Here is a 20,068-nt window from a genome sequence, read left to right as displayed (position 1 = left end):
ACCCCCCCCCCCCCCCCCCCCCCCGAAGAGGGATTTTCGATAATGCGAACAAAGGTTATTGAGAAGGGTTAGATTTCTTCATATTTAACATATGCAAACAGCGGGTAGGTATGGGGTTGCCTAGAAAACCTATCGTCTGTAGTGGTGTTGAAGGGGAATGGCTAGATGAAGGTGCGACTTGCCGCGGTGTATTCGGTCAGCAAGAAAATAGAAAAAAGCTGGATTCGTCAGCTGGCCCGGCCGGAACAGGAAATTGATGCTGAGGTAGTTCGGTTCGTGAGGGACCGAGCGGAAGGTTTCGAGGTTACGTCTGACATCCTTCCGATGCCGGTTCGCATCCTTAAGAGTGCCCCTCCTCGATTGCCCGACCCGACCGAGGCGGCTGTGCTGAAATCGCCGATCGCTGCCATCGTGCATGATGCACTTGATGTTTCCGCAGGGACTTGGTTGCAGCATCCATCAATGCCGGTCGATGACCGTTCAGTGGACAACAGAAGCGCTAAAGACGCTGCCGCTTCCTGGCGTGACGGATTCTCCTATATAGAAGAGGATAGGTCGACGGGCGTGATCGGCTTCCGCCCCCCGCAAATCGGCGCTTTGCATGCTGTACATGCACACTGGACGGTGAGCAACGAAGTCGCATCAATAGTCCTGCCAACTGGCACCGGAAAAACCGAGACCATGCTTGGTGTTCTGACATCGGCTTGCTGTGAGCGAGTTATCGTAGTTGTGCCCACGGACGCCTTGCGTACCCAGATTGCGAACAAGTTTTTGACGCTAGGCCTGCTGAAAGCGCCAGGATGCAGAATTCTCGCGGAGAGTGCACGCTACCCTGTAGTGGGTGTCCTTGGGCATAAGTTTGAAACTGCCGAAGCTTTAACCGCGTTCTTCGAGGCCTGTAATGTGGTCGTTACCACCAGCCACATTGCCGGACAGTTTCCGAATCACTTGCAGGAACGCATTTCCGATCTCTGCACCCATCTATTCATTGACGAAGCCCATCATGCCGAGGCGCCGACGTGGAAACGCTTCAAAGCCCACTTTGGCAAGCGCCGAATTCTCCAGTTCACGGCCACGCCTTTTCGAGACGACGACCAACTTATCGATGGCAAAATTATTTACCGGTATCCCCTGCGCCAAGCGCAGAAAGACGGGTACTTCCAGCCGATCACGTTCCAGTCGGTTTTCGAGTTTAACGACGACAAGGCGGATGTAGCCATCGCCAAGGCTACCATCCAAGAACTGGAGAAGGACCGGACCGGCCTTCATGTGGCAATGGCGCGAGCCTACGACATCCCCCGCGCGAAACGAGTTTTTGAAATATATGAGGAACTCGGTAGGTACAACCCGATACTTCTTCACAGCCAGCTCAAAGTGGGGGAGCGGAGGGAGGCGCTGCAGAAACTGATGTCGGGGAAATCGAGAATAGTGGTGTGCGTTGATATGCTCGGTGAAGGCTTTGACATGCCGGAGCTGAAGATCGCAGCGTTTCACGACGTACGAAAAAGCCTTCCCGTTACACTGCAGCTTGCAGGTAGATTCACACGCAGCAGATCGGACTTGGGGAGCCCGACATTCATCGCCAATGTCGCTAACGTTGACGTCAGGGATGAGCTCCAGAAACTCTACAGTCAAGATCCGGACTGGAACGAACTGCTGCCAGAACTAAGCGATACCGAGATAGACAAGCAAGTAGAGGCTCGAGACTTCCTTGAGGGGTTCGAACCGTTTCAAGGCGATATCCCATTGCAGGAGATTCGACCAGCAACCAGCATGGTCGTCTATCGCACTCGTTGTAGCGCTTGGAAGCCCGGGGACTATCGTAAAGGACTGACCGGTCTGTCCTCCACGGATAAGGTGCGAGATACGCTGAACGCCAAGGAAAACATGCTGGTTGTCGTGCTTGGTACGAGCAAGTCCGTCCCTTGGACTGATATTGAGGCTGTGAAGGACTGGGAGTGGGAGTTGCTCGTTTCAATCTGGGACAAGGAGAAGAACCTTCTCTACATCCATGGTTCCTCGAAGAGTGGCGAGTATCGGACGATGGCAAAGGTGCTTTGCGGCGAAGATGTGGAGTTGATCCAAGACCCGGAACTTTATAGATGTTTTCATGGAGTCAAGCGCCTATTGCTTACGAATCTGGGAATGAACGAGCAATTTGGTCGGCAGATCCGCTACATCGCTCGCATGGGCGCAGATGTTGCCGCCCGTTTATCAGAGGCCTCCAAGAAAACCGCACGCCGTGCAGTGATTTCCGGGGTTGGATATGAAAACGGAGCAATTGCGACTGTCGGCGCAGCGAAGCGGGGTCGCGTGTGGTCATTCCAACGGCTCCGCTTAGACTCTTTCGCACGTTGGTGTAAGCACGTCGGCTCGAAAGTCATCGACGAGAACATCGACCCGGAAGCAGTGCTGAAGGGAACTCTTGTCCCTAAACTTGTAAAGGTGCGTCCAACTGCCATGCCAATTACCGTAGATTGGCCAGACAGCATCTATCAGGAACCGGAAAGCGTGTATTCGGCCACGCTTGGTGACGGGCAACAGACAGAGTTTTGGAATCTCGGTATCGAGTTGGTCAGCCCGGCCGAGACGGGAGACATCATGTTCCGGGTGTTCAGCGATTCCGCTGAAGTGGTACTTCGGCTCGAGATAGTGCCGATCGATGATGACTCCGTCTCAACCTATCGCTTCGTTTCAGTGGGCGCCGCCGGCACATTGGCGAAAGGGCTGAAATCTTGGCCGCTCTCTCAATTTTTTGATGAGAACCCTCCAGTCATTACCTTTGCTGATGGCTCCTACCTGGAAGGTAGTCTGCTTGTCGCGTTGCCTGACATCTATGGGCCGTATGATCGAGACCGCATCGAGGTCTGGGACTGGTCGGGCGTCGATTTGAAAAAGGAAGCGCAGGGGGTAACTTGCGAGAAGGATTCCATACAGTACAGGGTTATCGAAGAGCTTAAGAGCGCAGGAGGGTATGACGTCATCTACGATGACGACGGCTCGGGTGAGTCCGCAGACGTCGTAGGCATCAAGGTTACAGAAGAGCATTCCGGCGCGACCATCTCTGTAGACTTCTACCACTGCAAGTTTTCTCTGGAGAGTACCGCCGGGGCGCGCGTGGGAGATCTGTACGAAGTTTGTGGTCAGGCGCAAAAGAGCATTAGCTGGCTTCAGAGCCAACTCCGAAACACCGAGCTATTTATTCACCTGCTTCGGCGGGACCCGAAAATTCGTGAAGGTCGAGAGCTATCACGGTATCAGAAAGGTGACCGTGACACCCTTCAGGCGATCCGGAACCGAAGCAAAATGTCGTCCTTGAAATTGCGGATCTTCATCGTGCAGCCTGGTCTGTCCCGCGCCAAAGCAAGCCCTGAGCAGCTGTCTCTACTCAGCGTCACGGAGAACTTCCTCCTTGAGACCTATAACGTGCCGTTCGGCGTAATTGCGAGCGCGTGATGCAAACATGCATTCCCGTGATGGCTACCATGCGCGTGTCCATTGCCTGCGCTGGAGCGAGCGCTTGGATGCCCAATAAAGAGCGCGGCCTAACGTCCGCAATTAGCCGAACCCAGTTATCCGGAAATCCCATGCTTTTCGACAGAGTGCGGACACTCGGCCCTTAAATTCGATGTCTGCCCTCTGCTCCTGGGCCAGAGGCGTCCCGACAGACGAGTTGCTGCACGGCGGTGGATACTCGTCACCACGCCGCCTAACACTGAGCAGGAGCGCCCGTGTTCGACCATGTAAAATTCGGAGTTACCGACTTTGAAGAAAGCAAAACCTTCTTCCTCAAAGCCCTAGAACCCCTCGGCATAGCCATCGCCTCCGAAGGCCCCCAGTCCTACGGCGTCGAACTTTGCCCCCCAGGCAAGCCCTCCCTCTGCCTCTTCCAAACCACCGAAAAACCAGCCCACCTCCACCTCGCCTTCAAAGCCGAAACCCGCCAGCAGGTCGACGCCTTCTATCGCGCAGCCCTTCAAGCAGGCGCCAAAGACAACGGCCCACCCGGCCTACGCCCGCACTACCACCCCAACTACTACGCAGCCTTCGTCATCGGCCCAGACGGCCACAACATCGAAGTCGTTTGCCACGAGCCCGAGCCCGAAGCCGAGGCCGAACCTACCGCTGCACCAAATCCCTGACCCCCTGCCGGCAAAGGCTAACGAAATGCTGCGCCGCTGATGACTGACCGCGCCCGGGATGGAAGGCCAGAATCGCCCGAAACCGAACCGCCCCCGCAAACGGAACACTCCTGAGCCCAAGCGCCAAATATGTCCGTGCGACCAGCGGATTGGTAATCGCAAGCCCCGCACCCGCCAATACCAACGCGCATTGCGTATGGCTATACGGAGTCGTCGCGACGAAGCGGGGGGCGATATGGTGTTCGGCGAAGGCAGCTTCCAGTTGTCGTTGGGCCGGGTCCGCGGCGTCGAGGCCAATCAGTGGGGCGTCGGCCAGGTCGGTGACGCCGACCCTGGCGCGAGCGGCGAATGGGTGGGTCGCTGGCACGATGCAGACAGCCGGGACGGCGTAGAACTCGGAAGCCGTCAGGCCGCTGGTGTCGACCTCATCGCCCATGAAGGCCAGGTCGAGTTCGCGTTGGAGCAGGCGTTCGCGCAGCGCGCGAGAGCTGTCGACCTCGAGCCGGCAATGGCTGCGCGGATAGTTGTGCGAGAAGCTGGCGACGGCCATTGGCATCACGCTGGCGGCCATCGCATGCAGGGCGCCGACGCGCAGCACGGTGTCCTCGTGCTGGCGGAGCAAGTCGATCTTGCGTTGGACGGCGTCGAGCCCGATATAGACGCGTTCGACTTCGTCCATCAGCGCGGCGGCTTCGGCGGTCGGGACCATGCGGCCCTTGCTCCGATCGAACAGTCGCAGCTGCGCGATCTTCTCGAGTTGCAGCACGGTCTGGGTCACCGCCGGCTGGCTGATATGCAGCGCCTCGGCGGCGCGGCGCGCGGAGCCGAGGCGCATGACCATGCGAAATACCTCGATCTGCCGGGCGCTGATGGACGGTTCGCTGGTGTCTCTGGCCGCCTCTTTCATGTCGACCTTATAAGTTTGTCTTATTGAAAAGCTGCGATGGCTGTCATCGCTCGAGCATGGCGCGCCGTAGACTCCGGCTTATGCAATCGTTGTCTATCGCCATGTCTCTCGACCCTTCATCGAAGCCGTCTTCCTCCATCCGTCCGGCCCTGAATCCGGCGCTACACGCGCTGCAATGCATCAACTGCGAGGCGATCTATCCCGTTTCGGACCTGCCGGAAGGCTGCCCGGCCTGTCACAGCCAGGGCCGGCCCAGCAGTGTTGAGGCGGTCTATGACGCGCGAGCGTTCGATTTTGCACCAAAAAGCGCAGGTTATCGCTGGGGGCATTGCCTGCCGTATCTGAATGGCGTGACGCTGGGCGAGGGCGACACGCCTTGTCTGCCGGTCCCTGCGCTGGCCGAGGTGGCGGGCGTTGCGTCGTTGTGGATCAAGAACGAAGGCGCAAATCCGACCGGCTCGCACAAGGACCGCATGTCATCCCAGGCCGTGAGCCGCGCGTTGGCGATTGGCGCCCGCGAAGTGGTGCTGGCCTCGAGCGGCAATGCCGCGGTATCGGCCGCGGCTTACTGTGCGGCGGCGGGCCTGGCCTGCGAGGTCGCGACTTACCGCGATTTGCCGGCGATATTCGATGCGGCGCTGCGTTACTACGGGGCGCGCCGTATCGTCTGCGAGACCGGCCATGCGCGATGGGAGCATGTGCGCCGCCGCGTGCAGGATGATGGGGCGTTCGCCTTGACCAACTACAGCATTCCGGCGGTGGGCAGCCCGGTGTTCGGGGTCGAGGGCTATCGCGCCGCGGCGCTGGAATGGGTGTACCAGGGCTGCGAGCCGGACCACGTGATCGTGCCGACCGCGCGTGGCGATCTGCTGTGGGGCATCTATAGCGCGCTGCGCGATCTGGTGGCGGCGCGGCGGCTCTCTCGCGTGCCGAAGCTGTGGGCGGTCGAGCCGTTCCCGCGGCTGTCGCGGGTGCTGGCCGGCGAGCCGCAGCAGGGCGATTTTGCGGGCGCGACGCAGCAGTTCTCGACCGCCGGCTCGACGGTGACCGCGCAGCAGGTTCAGGCGGTGACGCGCTCTGGAGGCGGCGCAGTAGTTGTTGGCGACGAGGCGGCCCGTGCCGGCACGGCCGCGTTGGCGGCGGCGGGATTCTGGGTCGAGCTCTGCGCGGGGGCCGGGCTCGCCGCGGCGCAAATGCTGCGCGCCGACGGGCGCATCGACGCATCGCAATCGGTTCTTCTGATGTTGACGGCACGGGGCGATCGCGACCCCGCGCAAAGCTGATCCCTACACTGGCTGGAGTCTTCCCATGACGTTGCGCTATCTGATCGCCTCCCTCGCAATCTGCCTGACTGCCCATGCGCCGGCGGCAATGTCCGCCTATCCCGAAAAACCCATTCGCATCGTGGTGCCTTGGGCCGCGGGCGGCAGTACCGATGCGCTGGCGCGCGCCGTGGCGCAGCGAATGAGCGAGTCGATGGGCCAGCCGGTGGTCGTCGAGAACCGGGCAGGGGCCTCGGGCCGCATCGGTGCCGAGGCGGTGGCCAAGGCGGCGCCGGACGGCTACACGCTGGGCGTCATCGAACTGGCGCATACGGTGGCGCCGGCCGTGTTCCGTCAGATGCCATACGACCTGCTGCGCGATTTCACGCCGGTTTCGCTGCTCGGGGAATCGCCGCTGGTGCTGTTCGCCGATAGCACCCGCTATCGGGCCGGCGAGGCGCAGCGCTTCCTTGCCGATGCGCGCAAGCAGGGCAAGCCGCTGCAGCTGGCCACGAGCGGCAACGGCACGATCAGCCATCTGGCGGCCAAGATGTTCGAGGCGCAGGCCGGTGTGCCGATCGATGCGGTTCCCTATCGCGGCTCCGCGCCTGCGCTGACCGACGTGTCGGCCCAGCTGGTCGCCGGCCATTTCGCCACGCTGGCAAGCGGCAGCAGCCTGCTTGGCGCAGGCAAGATCACGGCGTTGATGGTGACCGGACCGGCGCGCATTCCGGCGCTGCCCAATGTGCCGACGGCCGCGGAGGCCAAGCTGCCGTCGCTGCAGATCAGCCAGTGGTGGGCCATCGTGGCACCGGCACGCACGCCGTCGACCGTGGTCAGCAAGCTGGGCGACGAGGTACGCGCGGCGCTCGCCAATCCGCTGACCAAGGCTCGCCTGGATAGCCAGGGCATCGATCTGAAGGCCTCGTCGCCCGCGCAGCTCGGCGACCGGCTGCGCGGCGAGGTTGATCGCTGGGCGGCGCTGGTCAAGCAGGCGGGAATTCAGCCGGAATAAGTCAGCCGGAATAAGTCAGCCGCGTCGGCCGGATTCGGCGATCGCGGCCAGCAGATCGTCCGCGTGGACCATGAACTCTCGTACTTGCCGCAGGGTCCGGTATTGATTCAGCACGGCGCTCCACTGCGGCGATTCGATCAGTTGATGCCAGACCGGCTCGAGGTCGCGCGAATCCGCGTGCTGCTGGTCGATCAGCTTGCTGGCGAATGCGAGCGTGGCGGGTGCCGACAACAGCTGCATCCGGCTGGCGGCACTCAGCATGCGCGGAGTGGTTTCGGCAGGCGCATCGCTGCAATACAGGATCCGATTCGAAAGATCCGCTTCGTCGGTCGGCAGGGCACGCAACGCGGCACCACGCAGGCGTACCGCCCCTTGCTCGGTCTGGAAGGTATAGACGACGTGCGGCTCGACATGCGCGAGCAGGCGCAAGCCGCGCAGCAGCCGGGGCAGGTCCGTGGTGGCGGCGTCCGCCGAGGCTTTTGCTTCCACGAGCAGGCAAACGTCCCAGGCCGGCGTATCGTCGCCGGCCTCATCGGCCGTTTCGCGCGCTGTCTCGGCGCGCCTCAGCAACACCGCATCCCATTCGGTCTTGGCGCGTTCGTGGCTGGCCGGCAGCGATGCCGGCACGCGCATCGAGGTGACGACGCGGTAGGGTGCCGACGAGCCCTCCCGTTCGTTGAGCCGCTGCGCCAACGCGCGCAGCGCCTGCGCGGCCAGCGCTTCGACGGCGGCCCCGCGCTGTCGCGAGGAAACGCCCTGCGCCGTCGCGGTAGCGGTTCCCGAGCGAGGCCCTTGTCGGTCCCACAGCGATCGATACTGGCGGACGAGCTCGTCCGAGAATAGCGCTTCGAGCCGCCGCAAACGCTGCAGTGCGGGGCTTTCCAGCAGTTGCATCAGGCCGTGATGATCTGGCGTGTCGTTGGCGATTTCCGGCATCGCAAGCAGCGTGCGAACGGCGTCCTGTAGATCGGCCCACGCTGACGCCGACGCAGCAGCATGAAGGCTCGCCATGGCTTCACGCAGCCGACGCGCCGCGATCCGCTGCTGCTTGTTCGGGTGCGCCACCGCATTGACGGCCGCCAGCACGGCCCTGCGGTCCTGATCCGCGCGCGCGGCCAGCGACGCGTACTCGCGCACATGGGCCACCCGGTGGCGAAGCACCATCGCCTGGAAAGCCGGATCGCCGGCATCCGGCCGGATCGCTTCCTGCACCATGCGCGCGAGCGATTCGACGAACAGATGCTTCAGCGCCGCGCCAGGGACTTCGCCGTTCGCCAGCGCAAGGCGAGCCTGTTCGATGGTGATCGCCAGCGCTGTCGCCGGATTGGTCTCATGAATCCGCTCCGCTACGGCACCGATCGGCGGCAGGCGATACCGGCGGGCGGCGGCGCGCAGCGTGTCGGCAAGCAGGGCGGGCAGTGGCGGCAGGGACATGAGCGCAATGGTAGCAACGCCGGCACCGGGACGCGCCGCGTCGTCCCGGCGGCCGCCACACCGCTGGGCTCAACGTGCGCGCGCCAGGTTGCCCAGGTGCCCCAGCACGTCGTCCAGCTCGGCGTTCAGCGTCGCGACCAGTTCCGCCGCGGGCAGCGAACGTGCCAACGGTGCGGCCTGGCCGGCCCATTGCGCAGCGAAGTCCGCGCTGCCCTTTGCCTTGGCGGCGGCGTGCAGCGCCTTGCCGGCGTCGTAGGTAATCGGGTAGTCCGGGATCGGCGGCGCGTCGGCGGCGATGCCAAGTTCGGTGAATCGATTGACGAAGCCGCGCGCGGCGCGTCCGGAGATCGCGCGCGTCAGCGTGGTCGGGCGCGTCTGGTCCGCCAGCAGCGCCTCGCGATACGCGACGTCGGCCACCGTCTCGGGGCACGCGACGAACGCGGTGCCCAGCTGCGCGGCCACGGCACCCAAGGCCAGCGCGGCCGCGATGCCGGCGCCGTCCATGATGCCGCCCGCGGCGATCACCGGCAGGCTGGTCTTGCGCACCAGCAGGCGGACCAGCGCCATCGTGCCCAGGCCTTCGTCGAAGGCCTGCGTGTCAACCACGCCGCGATGGCCGCCGGCCTCGATGCCTTGCGCGACCACGGCGTCGATGCCGGCCGCTTCGACCTGGCGCGCTTCGGCGATCGTCGTGGCCGAGGCCAGCAGCACGATGCCCGCCTCGCGCAGCGCGTCGATCCATTCCTGCTTCGGCAGGCCGAAGTGGAAGCTGACGACCGCGGGCTTCTCCTCTAGCAGCATCTGGTACATCGCATCGTCTGCGACGAAGCTGCGATAGATCTCGCGCAGCGAGGCCGGTGGGGTCGCGCCGAATTCGGCGAAGCGCGGCGCGAGATAGTCGAGCCAACCGCGCTCGCGCTGCGCATCGCCCTGGGCCGGCGCGTGGCAGAACAGATTGATGTTGAACGGGCGATCGGTCAGCGCGCGTGTGTCGCGGATGGCCTGGCGTGCGGCATCGGCGTTCATCGCGCCGACGCCGAGCGAGCCGAGGCCGCCGGCATTGGAGACGGCCGCGGCGAGCGCCGGCGTGCTGACGCCTGCCATCGGCGCCTGGATGATCGGCGTTGACATGCCGAGCCGGGCCAGCAGGCCGTTTGCAGCGGAAGAGGGGGACATCGGATGCTCCTTCGGGATCGGGCCGCTCAGCCTTGGCGCAGCTCGTGCAGCAATGCCTCGTAGGCGGCGGTGGTGAAGCCGGCGCGCTTGACCAGGAAGGTATGCGCGGATCGCACCGGCACGGTGTGAAATTCGTCGCGGTCCGGATGCAGGGCCAGCAGGGACTTCGGCAGGATGGCGAAGGCCGAACCGGCGCTGACGCAGGCCAGGATCGCGTGGTAGGACGGCATCTCGCGCACCGTCAGGTTGCGGCGCAGCGCCTCGTCGGCTTGCGCGAGCCATTCTTCGGCGCAGCGGCGGTAGGTGCAGCCGCGCGAGAAGCCGGCCAGCGTGCGCAGCGTGACGTCCTGCGGCCGGCGCACGCGTGGATGGCTGGCGGGCAGCACCAGCACCAGTTCTTCGGTGAACAGGAACGTGCCCTCGAGCCCCGGCGCCATGTCTTCCATCGACAGCTGGCGCGGCGAACCGATGCCCGGGTGCGCGACGATCGCGCAGTCGAGCTGGTGCGACGCCACCGCATCGGCCAGCGCCTGGGCGGTGCCGGTGCGGATCTCGACGTCGACCAGCGGATACGCGGCGTGATAGCGGGCCAGCGGCTTCGGCAGGCGGGCGGCCGCGGCGCTTTCCATGCTGCCCAGCCGCAGCTTGCCGGTGGGAACGTCGTGCCGCATCGCCTGCCGCGCTTCCTCGGCCAGCGCCAGCAGCCGCTCCGCATAGCCAAGCAGCTTTTGCCCTTCGGCGGTCAGCGTCATCCGCTTGCTGTCGCGCTGAAACAGCGTGACGCCGAGGCTGTCCTCCAGCTGCTTGATGCGGGTGGTGACATTGGACTGCACGCGATCGAGCGCCCGCGCGGCCCGCGTGACGCTTTGCTCCTGCGCCACGGCGCGGAAGATTTCCAGTTCGGCCAGTTCCATTGGGGGCGGCGCGGCGTATCGAGCCGTTCTCGATTCAGGAATGAAGGCGGATTAAATATCCTGTATCGAGAACGATAAGTCAAGGCGGCCCACAAAGCAAAAAGGGAGAACGCAGTACGCGTTCTCCCTCCTCAAGCAATCGACAGGGTGGCCCGGCGTGGCCGGCCCCCTAGGTCCGATCAGAAATCCTCGGCATCCACATCGTAGTTCGCCGGCTCCCAGCGGATCGCCAGCAGCGCCAGCAGGCCGGCCAGCGGTGCGAGCGCGATGACCCAGAATACCTTGGTGCTCAGTGCCGCGGCCAGTACCGGGAACAGGAACAGAGACAGCGTGGAGCTGGCGCGCATCAGCGTCTGGTTGAAGCCGACGCCGACGCCGCGCAGCGAGGTCGGGTAGCTCAGCGACGCATAGGTCATCGTATGCGCGCCCGGACCGAAGCCCTGGCCCAGCAGGAACACGGCCAGCAGCGCGATCGCCGCCACCACTTCGGTCACGCCATCGGGCTTGCCGACCAGCGCCAGGCCAACCAGCGCGGCCAGCTGGAATGCGTAGCCGACCACCGTCAGCTTCCATGCGCCGACCCGCGGCACCAGCCGCACGCCGATCAGGCCGCCGACGAAGGCGAACAGCAGGTTCAGCGCCAGCGAGATCAGGATGGTGTTCAGCATCGTCTGCGCGAGGAAGCTGGCGATGATCACCGGCAGGCCGAACGCGACCGCGTTATAGGCAAACGACGAGGCGATCGACATGATCGTCGCCAGCACCGTGCGGCTGCGGTAGACGCCCTGCAGCAGCACCGCGTAGTTGCCCCAGGACGCCGCGCGCTTGGCCGGTTTGGCCACTGCATCGGGCGCGACCACCGCGTCGATGCCATAGGACCGCTTCAGGATCCGCGCCGCGCCCTCCAGATCGCCCTGGTTGGCGGCCCACACCGGCGATTCGCTCATGTACTTGCTGCGCACCGCGATGATCACCAGCGCAGGTACCGCGCCGAAGCCGAGGATGATGCGCCAGAGCAGCCCGCTGTGCGACTCGGGCAGGACCGCGTAGCACAGCAGTACCAGCAGATAGGACACGCAGATCGCCGCGTACCAGGTCGGGCACCACATCGCCACCCGCGCGGCCTTGTTGCCGCGGCCCTGCAGCTTGGAGAACTCGGCGAGGAAGGCCATCGCCACCGGCAGGTCGATGCCGACGCCCAGGCCCATCACGAAGCGGGCGCCGGCCAGCACGTATTCATTGGGGGCCAGCGCACAGGCGATCGCCGCGACCACGAAGAACAGCATGTCGGCCATGAAGACGCGATAGCGGCCGATGCGGTCGGTGAAATAGCCACCGAGGAAGGCGCCGACGATCGCGCCGAAGGTGATCGCGGACGCGACCATGCCGGTGCCGGCCGGGGTCAGGTTGAATTCGCGGGTGACGTCCTTCAGGCCGAAGGCGAGCGCGCCGAGGTCGTAGGCGTCGAGAAACACGCCGCCCAGCGCGATCGCGACCACCATGCGGGCGTTGCTGGCCTGGGCGCCGCCCTGGTTGACCAGTTGCGAGACATCGGCGGCGGAGCGGATGACGGCTTTGTTCGGTGGGGCAGCGCTGGCGGACGCCTGTTGCGCTTCGGCGGGGGAGAGGGTGAGGTCGACGGACATGGGAATCGTGATGGGAGCATGTGCCGCGCCGGAGGGGCGGCGGCGCGGCGAATGCTACGCCAGCACGATCGGTGATCCAAATGACTTATTGTTATATCTTTAAGGACGCGGGAATTCTGGCCTCGGCGATTCGCGTCCCATGGTCTCAAGCCCTGCCGCCGCTGCTTCCCTCGAAGGCCGAGCGCAGCGCCGCGACATCGAGCTTCTTCATCGGCAGCATCGTCTGCACCAGCCGATCGATGGCCGCCTGGTCGCCGGAACGCATCAGCGTCTCCATGTCGGCCGGCACGATTTGCCAGGAGACGCCGAACGGATCCTTGCACCAGCCGCACGCCTCGGCTTCCGGTACCGCGGACAGCTTGGACCAGTAGCGGTCGATGGTCGCCTGGTCTTCGCAGTGCACCATGAACGAGATGGCCTCGTTGAAGCTGAAGCCATGCGGAAAGCCGCTGTCCATCGCGGCCATCCAGGTATTGCCGAGCCGGAAATCCGAGAACATCACCGTTCCCGCCGGATTGGGCTCCATGCCGGGACCGTAGCGGACCAGTTGCCCGGCCTGCGAGTCCGGGAAGATCTCGCGCCAGAACTCGCCTGCCGCCTCGGCCTTGCCGCAGGCTTCGCCGGAAAACATCAGCGCCGGCACGATCGGCGGACGGGATTCGCCGGAGGGATCGGTCAGCATCAGCTGCCAGGACAGGCCATAGCGGTCCTGGACCCAGCCGAAGCGTTCGCTGAACGGGTAGGCGTCGAGCGGCATCAGTGCCTGGCCGCCGTCGGTCAGCTTGTCCCACATGGCGTCGAGGCGCTCGCGGGCCTGCGGGTCGCGGCCCGCATCGAAGTAGACAAAGAAGGAAATCGACGGATTGAAGCGGAACATCGGCCCCGCGGAGATCGCCATGAATGGCTGGCCGCACAGCGTGAACCGCACGATATCGCAGTCTCCGGAGGGCGTATTGTGGATCTGCGTGACGAAATCGACGGCCGAATCCGGAAATACCGATACATAGAAGCGCGCCGCTTCCACGGCCTCGCGGTCGTACCACAGGTGCGGAATAAGAGTGACAGGCGCGGTGACGGGCGTGGTCATGTCCCCAGGCTCCTTTTCAGGCGTTTCAAAATGCGAAACGGCGCCATGTCGGCCGCCGTTTTTCGCGACAAAACTCCAGAGTAGTCGCCGCTTGCACGATCGACAAAGCCGCCCCATAAAAAAATCCCCAGGGGTGAAATCCCCCTGGGGATGTTCTGTTTCAGTGGGCGGCGCCCCGGCGGCGCTACTTCTGCACCGCTGGCGCCGGCGTGCCCAGCGCCGTCTGGTGGCTGGCCGAGGCCGAACGCCGGTGGTCGATCATCGACACCGCGAGCGCGGCAATCACGGCCGGAATCGCGATGGCGACGAAGTTCTGCTGCAGCGGCAGCGCCATGCCGACCAGCATGCCGATCACGATCGGCGCGAGGATCGCGCCGCTGCGGCCCACGCCCGAGGCCCAGCCGATGCCGGTGCCGCGTGCGGCCATCGGATAGAACTGCCCGGCATAGGCGTAGGTCACGATCTGCGTGCCGATCGTCGATGCGCCGGCCAGGCCGACCAGCACGAACAGCAGCGGCGTCGGCACCGGATAGCCGAGCAAGGTGATCGACACCGCCGCCAGCACATACATGCCGACCAGCACGTGCTTGATATTGAAGCGGTCCGCCAGCCAGCCGCCGCCGACCGCGCCGATCATCGCGCCGAAATTGAGCACCAGCACGAAGGTCAGCGCCGAGCCCAGGCTGTAGCCGGCGCTCGCCATCAGCTTGGCGAGCCACGAGCTCAGCGCGTAGACCATGAACAGGCACATGAAGAACGCGACCCAGAACATCACGGTGCTGAAGCCGCGGCCATCCTGGAACAGCTTGCCGATCGGCGCCTCGCCGGCCTTCAGTTCGGGCAGCGCGAAGCGGTCGTCGGTTTGCGGGCGATACGCCGGTTCAAGGCGGCTCAATACGTTCTTGACCTCGTCCAGGCGTCCGGCGCGGATCAGGAAGGGCATCGACTCCGGCAGCGACTTCATCACCATCGGGATCAGCAGCACCGGCAGCCCGGCGGCGATAAACACCGATTGCCAGCCGTAGCTCTCGATCAGGCCCTTGCCGACCACCGCGGCCAGCATGCCGCCGACCGAATAGCCGCTGAACATCAGCGTGACCATGGTGCCGCGGATCTTGCGCGGCGAGTACTCGGTCATCTGCGCGACGACGTTGGGCATCACGCCGCCGATGCCAAGGCCGGCGAGAAAGCGCGTGACGCTGAACGTCACCGGATCGCTGGTAAAGCCCGCGGCGGCGGTGAACACGGAGAACAGCAGGATGCAGATCGCGATGGCCCAGCGCCGGCCGATCCGGTCGGCGATGGTGCCAAGGAAGATCGCGCCGAACATCATGCCGAACAGCGCGGAGCTGACCATGAAGCCGGCCTGCGTCGCATCGACGCCCATCGATTGCATGATCGACGGCAGCGCGATGCCGGCCACGGCCAGGTCATAGCCGTCGAAGATGATGATCAGCGCGCACCAGAACAGCACGAGCCCATGAAAGCGGTTGAAGCGGGCCTCGTCGGCCAGCTGGTGGACGTCGATTTGACGCATGGTTGTCTCCTTTGCCGAGCTCGGACGGCTCGCTTGTCATCGTGGTGATGGTCCTGCGGCAGCCACTACTGCACCGTCTCGCCGACGAAATCGGCGATCGCCGCGATCAGCGCGCCCGGCTGGTCGCGATGGGGCGAATGGCCGCAGTCGGGCAGCTCGAGCAGGCGGGTCTGCGGTACGCGGCGGGCGATGCCGCGAATCTGCTCGAGCGTGCCGTACTCGTCGTCGAGCCCCTGCACCGCCAGCAGCGGGCAGGCAATGCTGGCGATCTCGGCCTCGATCGACCAGTGGCGGAACGGTGGATGCAGCCAGATGCCATTCCATCCCCAGAAGGCCGAGTCCGGGTCGTCGTGATAGCGCGCCAGCCGCTGGCGCAGATCGGTGTTCAGGTAGGCCTCGCGCGCCTTCTCGATGCTGGAGACCGACAGGTTCTCGACCAGGATATGCGGCGCCAGCACGATGGTCCCGGCCACGCGCGACGGAAAGCGCGCCGCGTACAGCAGCGCGATCGAGCCGCCATCGCTGTGTCCGAGCAGCCAGGGCGGCTCGGCCTCGGCATCGATGCCGAGCGCCGTCAGGAGGGCAGGCAATACCTCGTGCGCCTGGCGGTGCATGAAGTCCGGGTGCCACACCTCGTCGGCGGCCCGCGGCGTCGAGCGCCCATAGCCCGGCCGCGAGTAGACCAGGCCGCGGCAGCCCAGCGCCTCGCAGACGCGCTGCGGAAAGTCGCGCCACATCGCCACCGAGCCCAGGCCCTCGTGCAGGAAGATCAGCAGCGGAGCGCCGGCGTTCCGCTCGCCCAGCCGCTGGTATTCGATCCGCACCGGGCGGCCAGCCCAGTCGATGTCGGCGAATTCGACCGGCGCGCTCATTGCAGCCCCGCCAGGGCCAGTTGCCCATCGGAAGAAATCAGCACGTTCGATCCGACCGCATCGGCGCCGCACTGGCCTTGCCGCCGATCTTGCCCTTGTCCTTGCTCTTGTTCCCGCTCGCGCAGCCGGAAGCGCTGGATCTTGCCGGTCGCGGTCTTCGGCAGGCTGTCGACGAACTCGATCAGCCTCGGGTACTTGTAGGGCGCCAGCCGTTCCTTGACGAAGGCCTTCAGTTCGTCGTCGCCGCACTGCGTGCCGGGCTTGAGCACGACGAAAGCCTTGGTGCGCGTCAGCCCCTGCGAGTCGTTGACGCCGATCACCGCGGCCTCCAGCACCGCCGGATGCTGCATCAGCGTGGCCTCGACCTCGAACGGCGATACATAGATGCCGCTGACTTTCAGCATGTCGTCGCTGCGGCCCGCATAGCAGTAGGTGCCATCGGCGTTGCGCACGTACTTGTCGCCGCTCTTGGTCCAGCAGCCCTGGAAGGTCTCGCGCGACTTGTCGCGGTTGCCCCAGTACATCAGCGCCGCGCTCGGCCCCTGGATATAGAGGTCGCCGACCTCGCCATCGGGCACGGGCCGGCCTTCCTCGTCGCGCAGTTCGACCGTGTAGCCGGGTACCGGCCAGCCGGTGGTGCCGTAGCGCACCTGGCCCGGGCGGTTCGACAGATAGATATGCAGCATCTCGGTCGAGCCGATGCCATCGATGATCTCGCAGCCGAAATGCGCGGTGAAGCGCTGGCCCAGCTCCGCGGGCAGCGCCTCGCCGGCCGACGAGCACAGCCGCAGCGCTACCTGGTCGCGGGCGGGCAGTGCGGGCGAGGCGAGCATGCCGGCATAGCCGGTCGGCGCGCCGAAGAACACCGTGGCGCGGTGGTCGAGCCAGCGCCGGAAGATCGCCTCGGGCGTCGGCCGCTCGGCCATCAGCACGACCGTGGCGCCGACGCTCAGCGGGAAGGTCAGGCCGTTGCCCAGGCCGTAGGCGAAATACAGCTTGGCCGACGAGAAGCAGATGTCGTGCTCGGTCAGGCCGAGAATGGGTTTGGCATAGAGCTCGGCGGTCCAGTACGGATTGGCCTGGCTGTGCAGCACGCCCTTGGGGCGGCCCGTCGAGCCGGAGGAATACAGCCAGAAGCCGGGGTCATCGGGGCCGGTGGCGGCCGCCGAGGGCTGCGGCGCGTGCCCGGCAATCAGCGCATCGAGCGAGCCCGTGCCGGCGGGCAGGGCACCCTCGGCGTGCGACACGATCACGTGGTCGAGCTCATGGCCGCCTTCCGCCGTCGCCTTCGCCATCGCCTGTTCCAGCACCGGCAGCAGCGCCGCCGACACCAGCGCGGCGCGGGCGCGGCTGTGCCGCAGCATGTAGGCGTAGTCATCCGGCGTCAGCAGGGTGTTGACCGCGACCGGCACGATGCCGGCATAGATCGCGCCGAGGAAGCAGACCGGCCAATCGCTGCAGTCGTGCATCAGCAGCAGCACGCGTTCCTCACGGCGTACGCCGAGGGTTTGCAGCGCGGTCGCGAAGCGGCGCACGCGCTCGGCCAGTTCGTCGTAGCGCAGCCGGCCGTGGTCGTCGATATAGGCGGTCTTGTCGCCGCGATGCTTGTTGGCGTCCAGCAGGTACTGGGCGAAGTTGAAGGGCGTGGTGGGCGCCACCACCGGCGGCGGGTCGGAGCCCGGTGCGCCTGTCGTGATCGTGGTCGCGGTAGTCGTCGTCGCGGCTGCCATGCGTTGTCTCCCCATCTGTTCTACGAATGCTTGCGATACGGCAAATACTGGTACTGGTACTGCGTGTCTCCTTACAGCCGATCCAGCACCGCCGTGCTGGCCTGCACGGCGCTGCGGCGATGGTAGAAGTTCAGCGCGCGCAGACCGCCCAGCTCTTCGCCGCCACCGGCGCGGCCGGGGCCGCCATGCAGCGATTGCGGCATGACGTTGCCGTGGCCGGTCTGCATCTGCGCGACATCGGGCGAGATCACGTGGACGCGGCCATGACTGTCGGCCAGTTGCAGCGACGCGGCGGCCAGTGCCGCGGGGTCGCTGCCATAGAGCGACGCCACCAGCGAGCCTTCGCCGCGGCGTGCCAGCTCGAAGGCATGGCCGGCGTCGATGCCATCGTCGCCTTGCCGTTCTCGATAGGGCATCAGCGTGGCGACCGGGCCGAATACTTCGACCTGATGCACCAGCGCATTGCCGTCGGGATCGCGCGTGCCCAGCAGCGTGGGACCGATGCAGCAGGCGATGGCCGGGTCGGCATCGATCAACGGCTGGTTCGCGCCATCGTGCAGCGTTTGCGTCTGCGCCTGCAATTGCGCCAGGCCCTCGCGTATCGTGGCCAGTTGCGCGCGGCTGACCAGCGCCCCCATGCGGACGTCGGCGTTGCGCGGATTGCCGACGGTGATCTCGCGCAGCCTGGCGGTGATGGCTTCCGCGGCGGCGTCGTACAGCGACTCGGGCACCAGCACGCGGCGGATCGCCGTACATTTCTGCCCGGACTTGACCGTCATCTCGCGCACGACTTCGGCCGCCAGCAGCGGCAGCGCATCGTCGCCGCCGGCCTCGCCCGGCAGCAGCAGCGCCGAGTTGACGCTGTCGGCCTCGATATTGACGCGCACCGAGCGCTGCGCGATCGCCGGATGCGAGCGGATCTGCGCGGCCGTCTGCGCCGAGCCGGTGAACGACACCACGTCGAAGGGCTCCAGCGCGTCGAGCAGGCCGTCGGCACTGCCGCAGACGATCGACAGCGCGCCCGGCGGCAGGATGCCGGCGTCGACCACATCGCGAACCATGCGGTGCGTCAGCCAGGCGGTGGACGTGGCCGGCTTGACGATCACCGGCACGCCGGACAGCAGCGCCGGCGCGGCCTTTTCCCACAGGCCCCACGAAGGGAAGTTGAAGGCGTTGATGCACAGCGCGACGCCGCGCGTGGGCACCAGCACGTGTTGCGACTGGAACAACGGGTCCTTGCCCAGGCGCGCCGCTTCCCCGTCGAGCAGATAGCGCCGGTCGCCGAGCGTCTCGCCCAGCTTCGCATAGCTGCCGAGCGTGAAGATCGCGCCATCGATATCGACCGCGGAATCGCGCTTGACCGTGCCGCTGTTGGCCGTCGCGATCTCGTAATAGGCGTCGCGGTGTTGCTGCAGCACCTGCACGATCGCGCCCAGCAGTTGCGCGCGCTCGCGATACGTCAGCGCCCGCAGCGCGGCGCCGCCTTGCTCGCGTGCAAAGGCGAAGCCCTCGGCCAGATCGAGCCCGGTGGCATCGACGCGCGCCAGTTCATCGCCGAGCACGGGATCGAACAACGCCGCGCCCTTGCCGCTGCCATGCTGCCAGCGGCCGGCCAGATAGCTCGGTAGCGACTCGCTCATGCTGCCTCCTGTCGGGTGAACTCGATGCGCCCTTCGGGCAGCAGATAAAGGACCAGCGCGCGCCCGTTCGACACCGTGGGGCGATGCGCGCTGCCGGGCGGGCAGACCAGCCAGCCGGCGGGCCGCCCGTCGAAGCGGGCCTCGCCCTCGATCGGCATGATCAGGTCGATTTCGCCATTGGGATGGGTGTGGTGCGGGCCGGCGATATCGTTCATGTCGACCACGTCGACCGAAAAGCCGTGCAGGTCGTCGGCGGGTTTGAAGATGCGGCCATAGCGGATACCGCCGCCTTCGCGATCGCATAGCCAGCCTTCGGCGACGCCGGATTCGCAGGCGGCCTTCAGCGCGCGGTAGGGCTCGGTATCGGGGCCGTATTCGGCGTTGAGCCAGGCATCGAGCTCGGCGTCGAGCGGACGGCCGGCCAGGCGAGCAGTCAGTTCGGCCAATTGCTGGCGGAAGGCCTGGGCGGCCGGCGGGAGGGTGGGGGACATCGGCAAGCACTCCGTCACGTCGGGGAAAACCTAACCGGTTTGCACGTCTGCTTTTAATGCATTATTGTGCATGGGCAAACCATAGAGGTCGACGCCGAGCCTGTCAAGAACTATATTGCAGGATTATCGGCGGATGCGCTGGCGGGCTCCCCGATGAACGCGGACAGACGGGCATCGCCATGACGTACCCGCCACTGGCTCCGGGCACCGCATAT

15 protein-coding genes are annotated in these 20,068 nt (G+C 65.4%); 4 read left to right on the top strand and 11 right to left on the bottom strand.

Translation table 11 applies throughout. The features are described from left to right. The first annotated feature begins 165 nt into the window (after positions 1–165). A complete protein-coding gene (locus tag F7Q96_RS20235; RefSeq protein WP_249041694.1) occupies positions 166–3,456 on the top strand; it encodes a DEAD/DEAH box helicase in 3,291 nt (1,096 codons plus the stop codon). Positions 3,457–3,731: 275 nt separating this feature from the next. Beyond that, entirely contained in the window at positions 3,732–4,142 is a 411-nt protein-coding gene (locus tag F7Q96_RS20230; RefSeq protein ID WP_082371696.1) for a VOC family protein, read from the top strand. Here F7Q96_RS20230 and F7Q96_RS20225 read toward each other — a convergent pair. Then, the gene (locus F7Q96_RS20225; RefSeq protein ID WP_053823585.1) at positions 4,120–5,049 is read right to left on the bottom strand and encodes a LysR family transcriptional regulator; all 930 of its coding nucleotides are present in this window, start codon (positions 5,047–5,049) and stop codon (positions 4,120–4,122) included. The two genes, F7Q96_RS20230 and F7Q96_RS20225, sit on opposite strands and share 23 nt — an antisense overlap. Before the next feature lie 101 nt (positions 5,050–5,150). Here F7Q96_RS20225 and F7Q96_RS20220 point away from each other — a divergent pair, with 101 nt between their 5' ends. Together F7Q96_RS20220 and F7Q96_RS20215 are read left to right on the top strand one after the other, a co-directional pair. After that, on the top strand, positions 5,151–6,332 hold the full coding sequence (locus tag F7Q96_RS20220; protein WP_053823586.1) for a pyridoxal-phosphate dependent enzyme: 1,182 nt from the start codon (positions 5,151–5,153) through the stop codon (positions 6,330–6,332). Between the two features lie 25 nt (positions 6,333–6,357). Further along, positions 6,358–7,326: a tripartite tricarboxylate transporter substrate binding protein gene (locus F7Q96_RS20215; protein ID WP_053823587.1), complete on the top strand. Its 969-nt coding sequence runs from the start codon at positions 6,358–6,360 to the stop codon at positions 7,324–7,326. A gap of 15 nt (positions 7,327–7,341) precedes the next feature. On the opposite strand, the gene F7Q96_RS20210 is transcribed toward F7Q96_RS20215, so the two are convergent. From F7Q96_RS20210 to F7Q96_RS20165, 10 genes are all read right to left on the bottom strand, one after another. Beyond that, the gene (locus F7Q96_RS20210; protein ID WP_053823588.1) at positions 7,342–8,760 is read right to left on the bottom strand and encodes a 3-deoxy-D-arabino-heptulosonate 7-phosphate synthase; all 1,419 of its coding nucleotides are present in this window, start codon (positions 8,758–8,760) and stop codon (positions 7,342–7,344) included. Positions 8,761–8,829: 69 nt separating this feature from the next. Further along, on the bottom strand, positions 8,830–9,936 hold the full coding sequence (locus F7Q96_RS20205) for an NAD(P)H-dependent flavin oxidoreductase (RefSeq protein ID WP_053823589.1): 1,107 nt from the start codon (positions 9,934–9,936) through the stop codon (positions 8,830–8,832). A gap of 26 nt (positions 9,937–9,962) precedes the next feature. Further along, a complete protein-coding gene (locus tag F7Q96_RS20200; protein ID WP_151023190.1) occupies positions 9,963–10,850 on the bottom strand; it encodes a LysR substrate-binding domain-containing protein in 888 nt (295 codons plus the stop codon). A 179-nt stretch (positions 10,851–11,029) separates the two neighbouring features. Further along, positions 11,030–12,496: an MFS transporter gene (locus F7Q96_RS20195; RefSeq protein WP_064574034.1), complete on the bottom strand. Its 1,467-nt coding sequence runs from the start codon at positions 12,494–12,496 to the stop codon at positions 11,030–11,032. Positions 12,497–12,641: 145 nt separating this feature from the next. Beyond that, the gene (locus tag F7Q96_RS20190) at positions 12,642–13,583 is read right to left on the bottom strand and encodes a VOC family protein (RefSeq protein WP_053823590.1); all 942 of its coding nucleotides are present in this window, start codon (positions 13,581–13,583) and stop codon (positions 12,642–12,644) included. Positions 13,584–13,767: 184 nt separating this feature from the next. Beyond that, the gene (locus F7Q96_RS20185; protein ID WP_053823591.1) at positions 13,768–15,120 is read right to left on the bottom strand and encodes an MFS transporter; all 1,353 of its coding nucleotides are present in this window, start codon (positions 15,118–15,120) and stop codon (positions 13,768–13,770) included. 65 nt (positions 15,121–15,185) lie between these two features. Continuing rightward, positions 15,186–15,992, bottom strand: coding sequence for an alpha/beta fold hydrolase (locus tag F7Q96_RS20180; protein ID WP_053823592.1), 807 nt, complete (start codon positions 15,990–15,992; stop codon positions 15,186–15,188). Continuing rightward, complete coding sequence (locus F7Q96_RS20175; protein ID WP_226995035.1) at positions 15,989–17,722, bottom strand: benzoate-CoA ligase family protein; 1,734 nt, start codon at positions 17,720–17,722, stop codon at positions 15,989–15,991. Before F7Q96_RS20175 ends, F7Q96_RS20180 begins: the two co-directional genes overlap by 4 nt. Positions 17,723–17,793: 71 nt before the next feature. Next, on the bottom strand, positions 17,794–19,362 hold the full coding sequence (locus F7Q96_RS20170; protein ID WP_053823593.1) for a 3,4-dehydroadipyl-CoA semialdehyde dehydrogenase: 1,569 nt from the start codon (positions 19,360–19,362) through the stop codon (positions 17,794–17,796). Next, positions 19,359–19,853 (bottom strand): DUF4863 family protein, encoded by a 495-nt coding sequence (locus F7Q96_RS20165; protein ID WP_151023188.1) that lies wholly within the window; start codon positions 19,851–19,853, stop codon positions 19,359–19,361. Before F7Q96_RS20165 ends, F7Q96_RS20170 begins: the two co-directional genes overlap by 4 nt. Positions 19,854–20,068 lie beyond the last annotated feature (215 nt).

The sequence above is a fragment of the Cupriavidus gilardii genome (assembly GCF_008801915.1).
Lineage (GTDB): Bacteria > Pseudomonadota > Gammaproteobacteria > Burkholderiales > Burkholderiaceae > Cupriavidus > Cupriavidus gilardii.
This window is presented reverse-complemented; position numbering and strand designations above follow the sequence as displayed.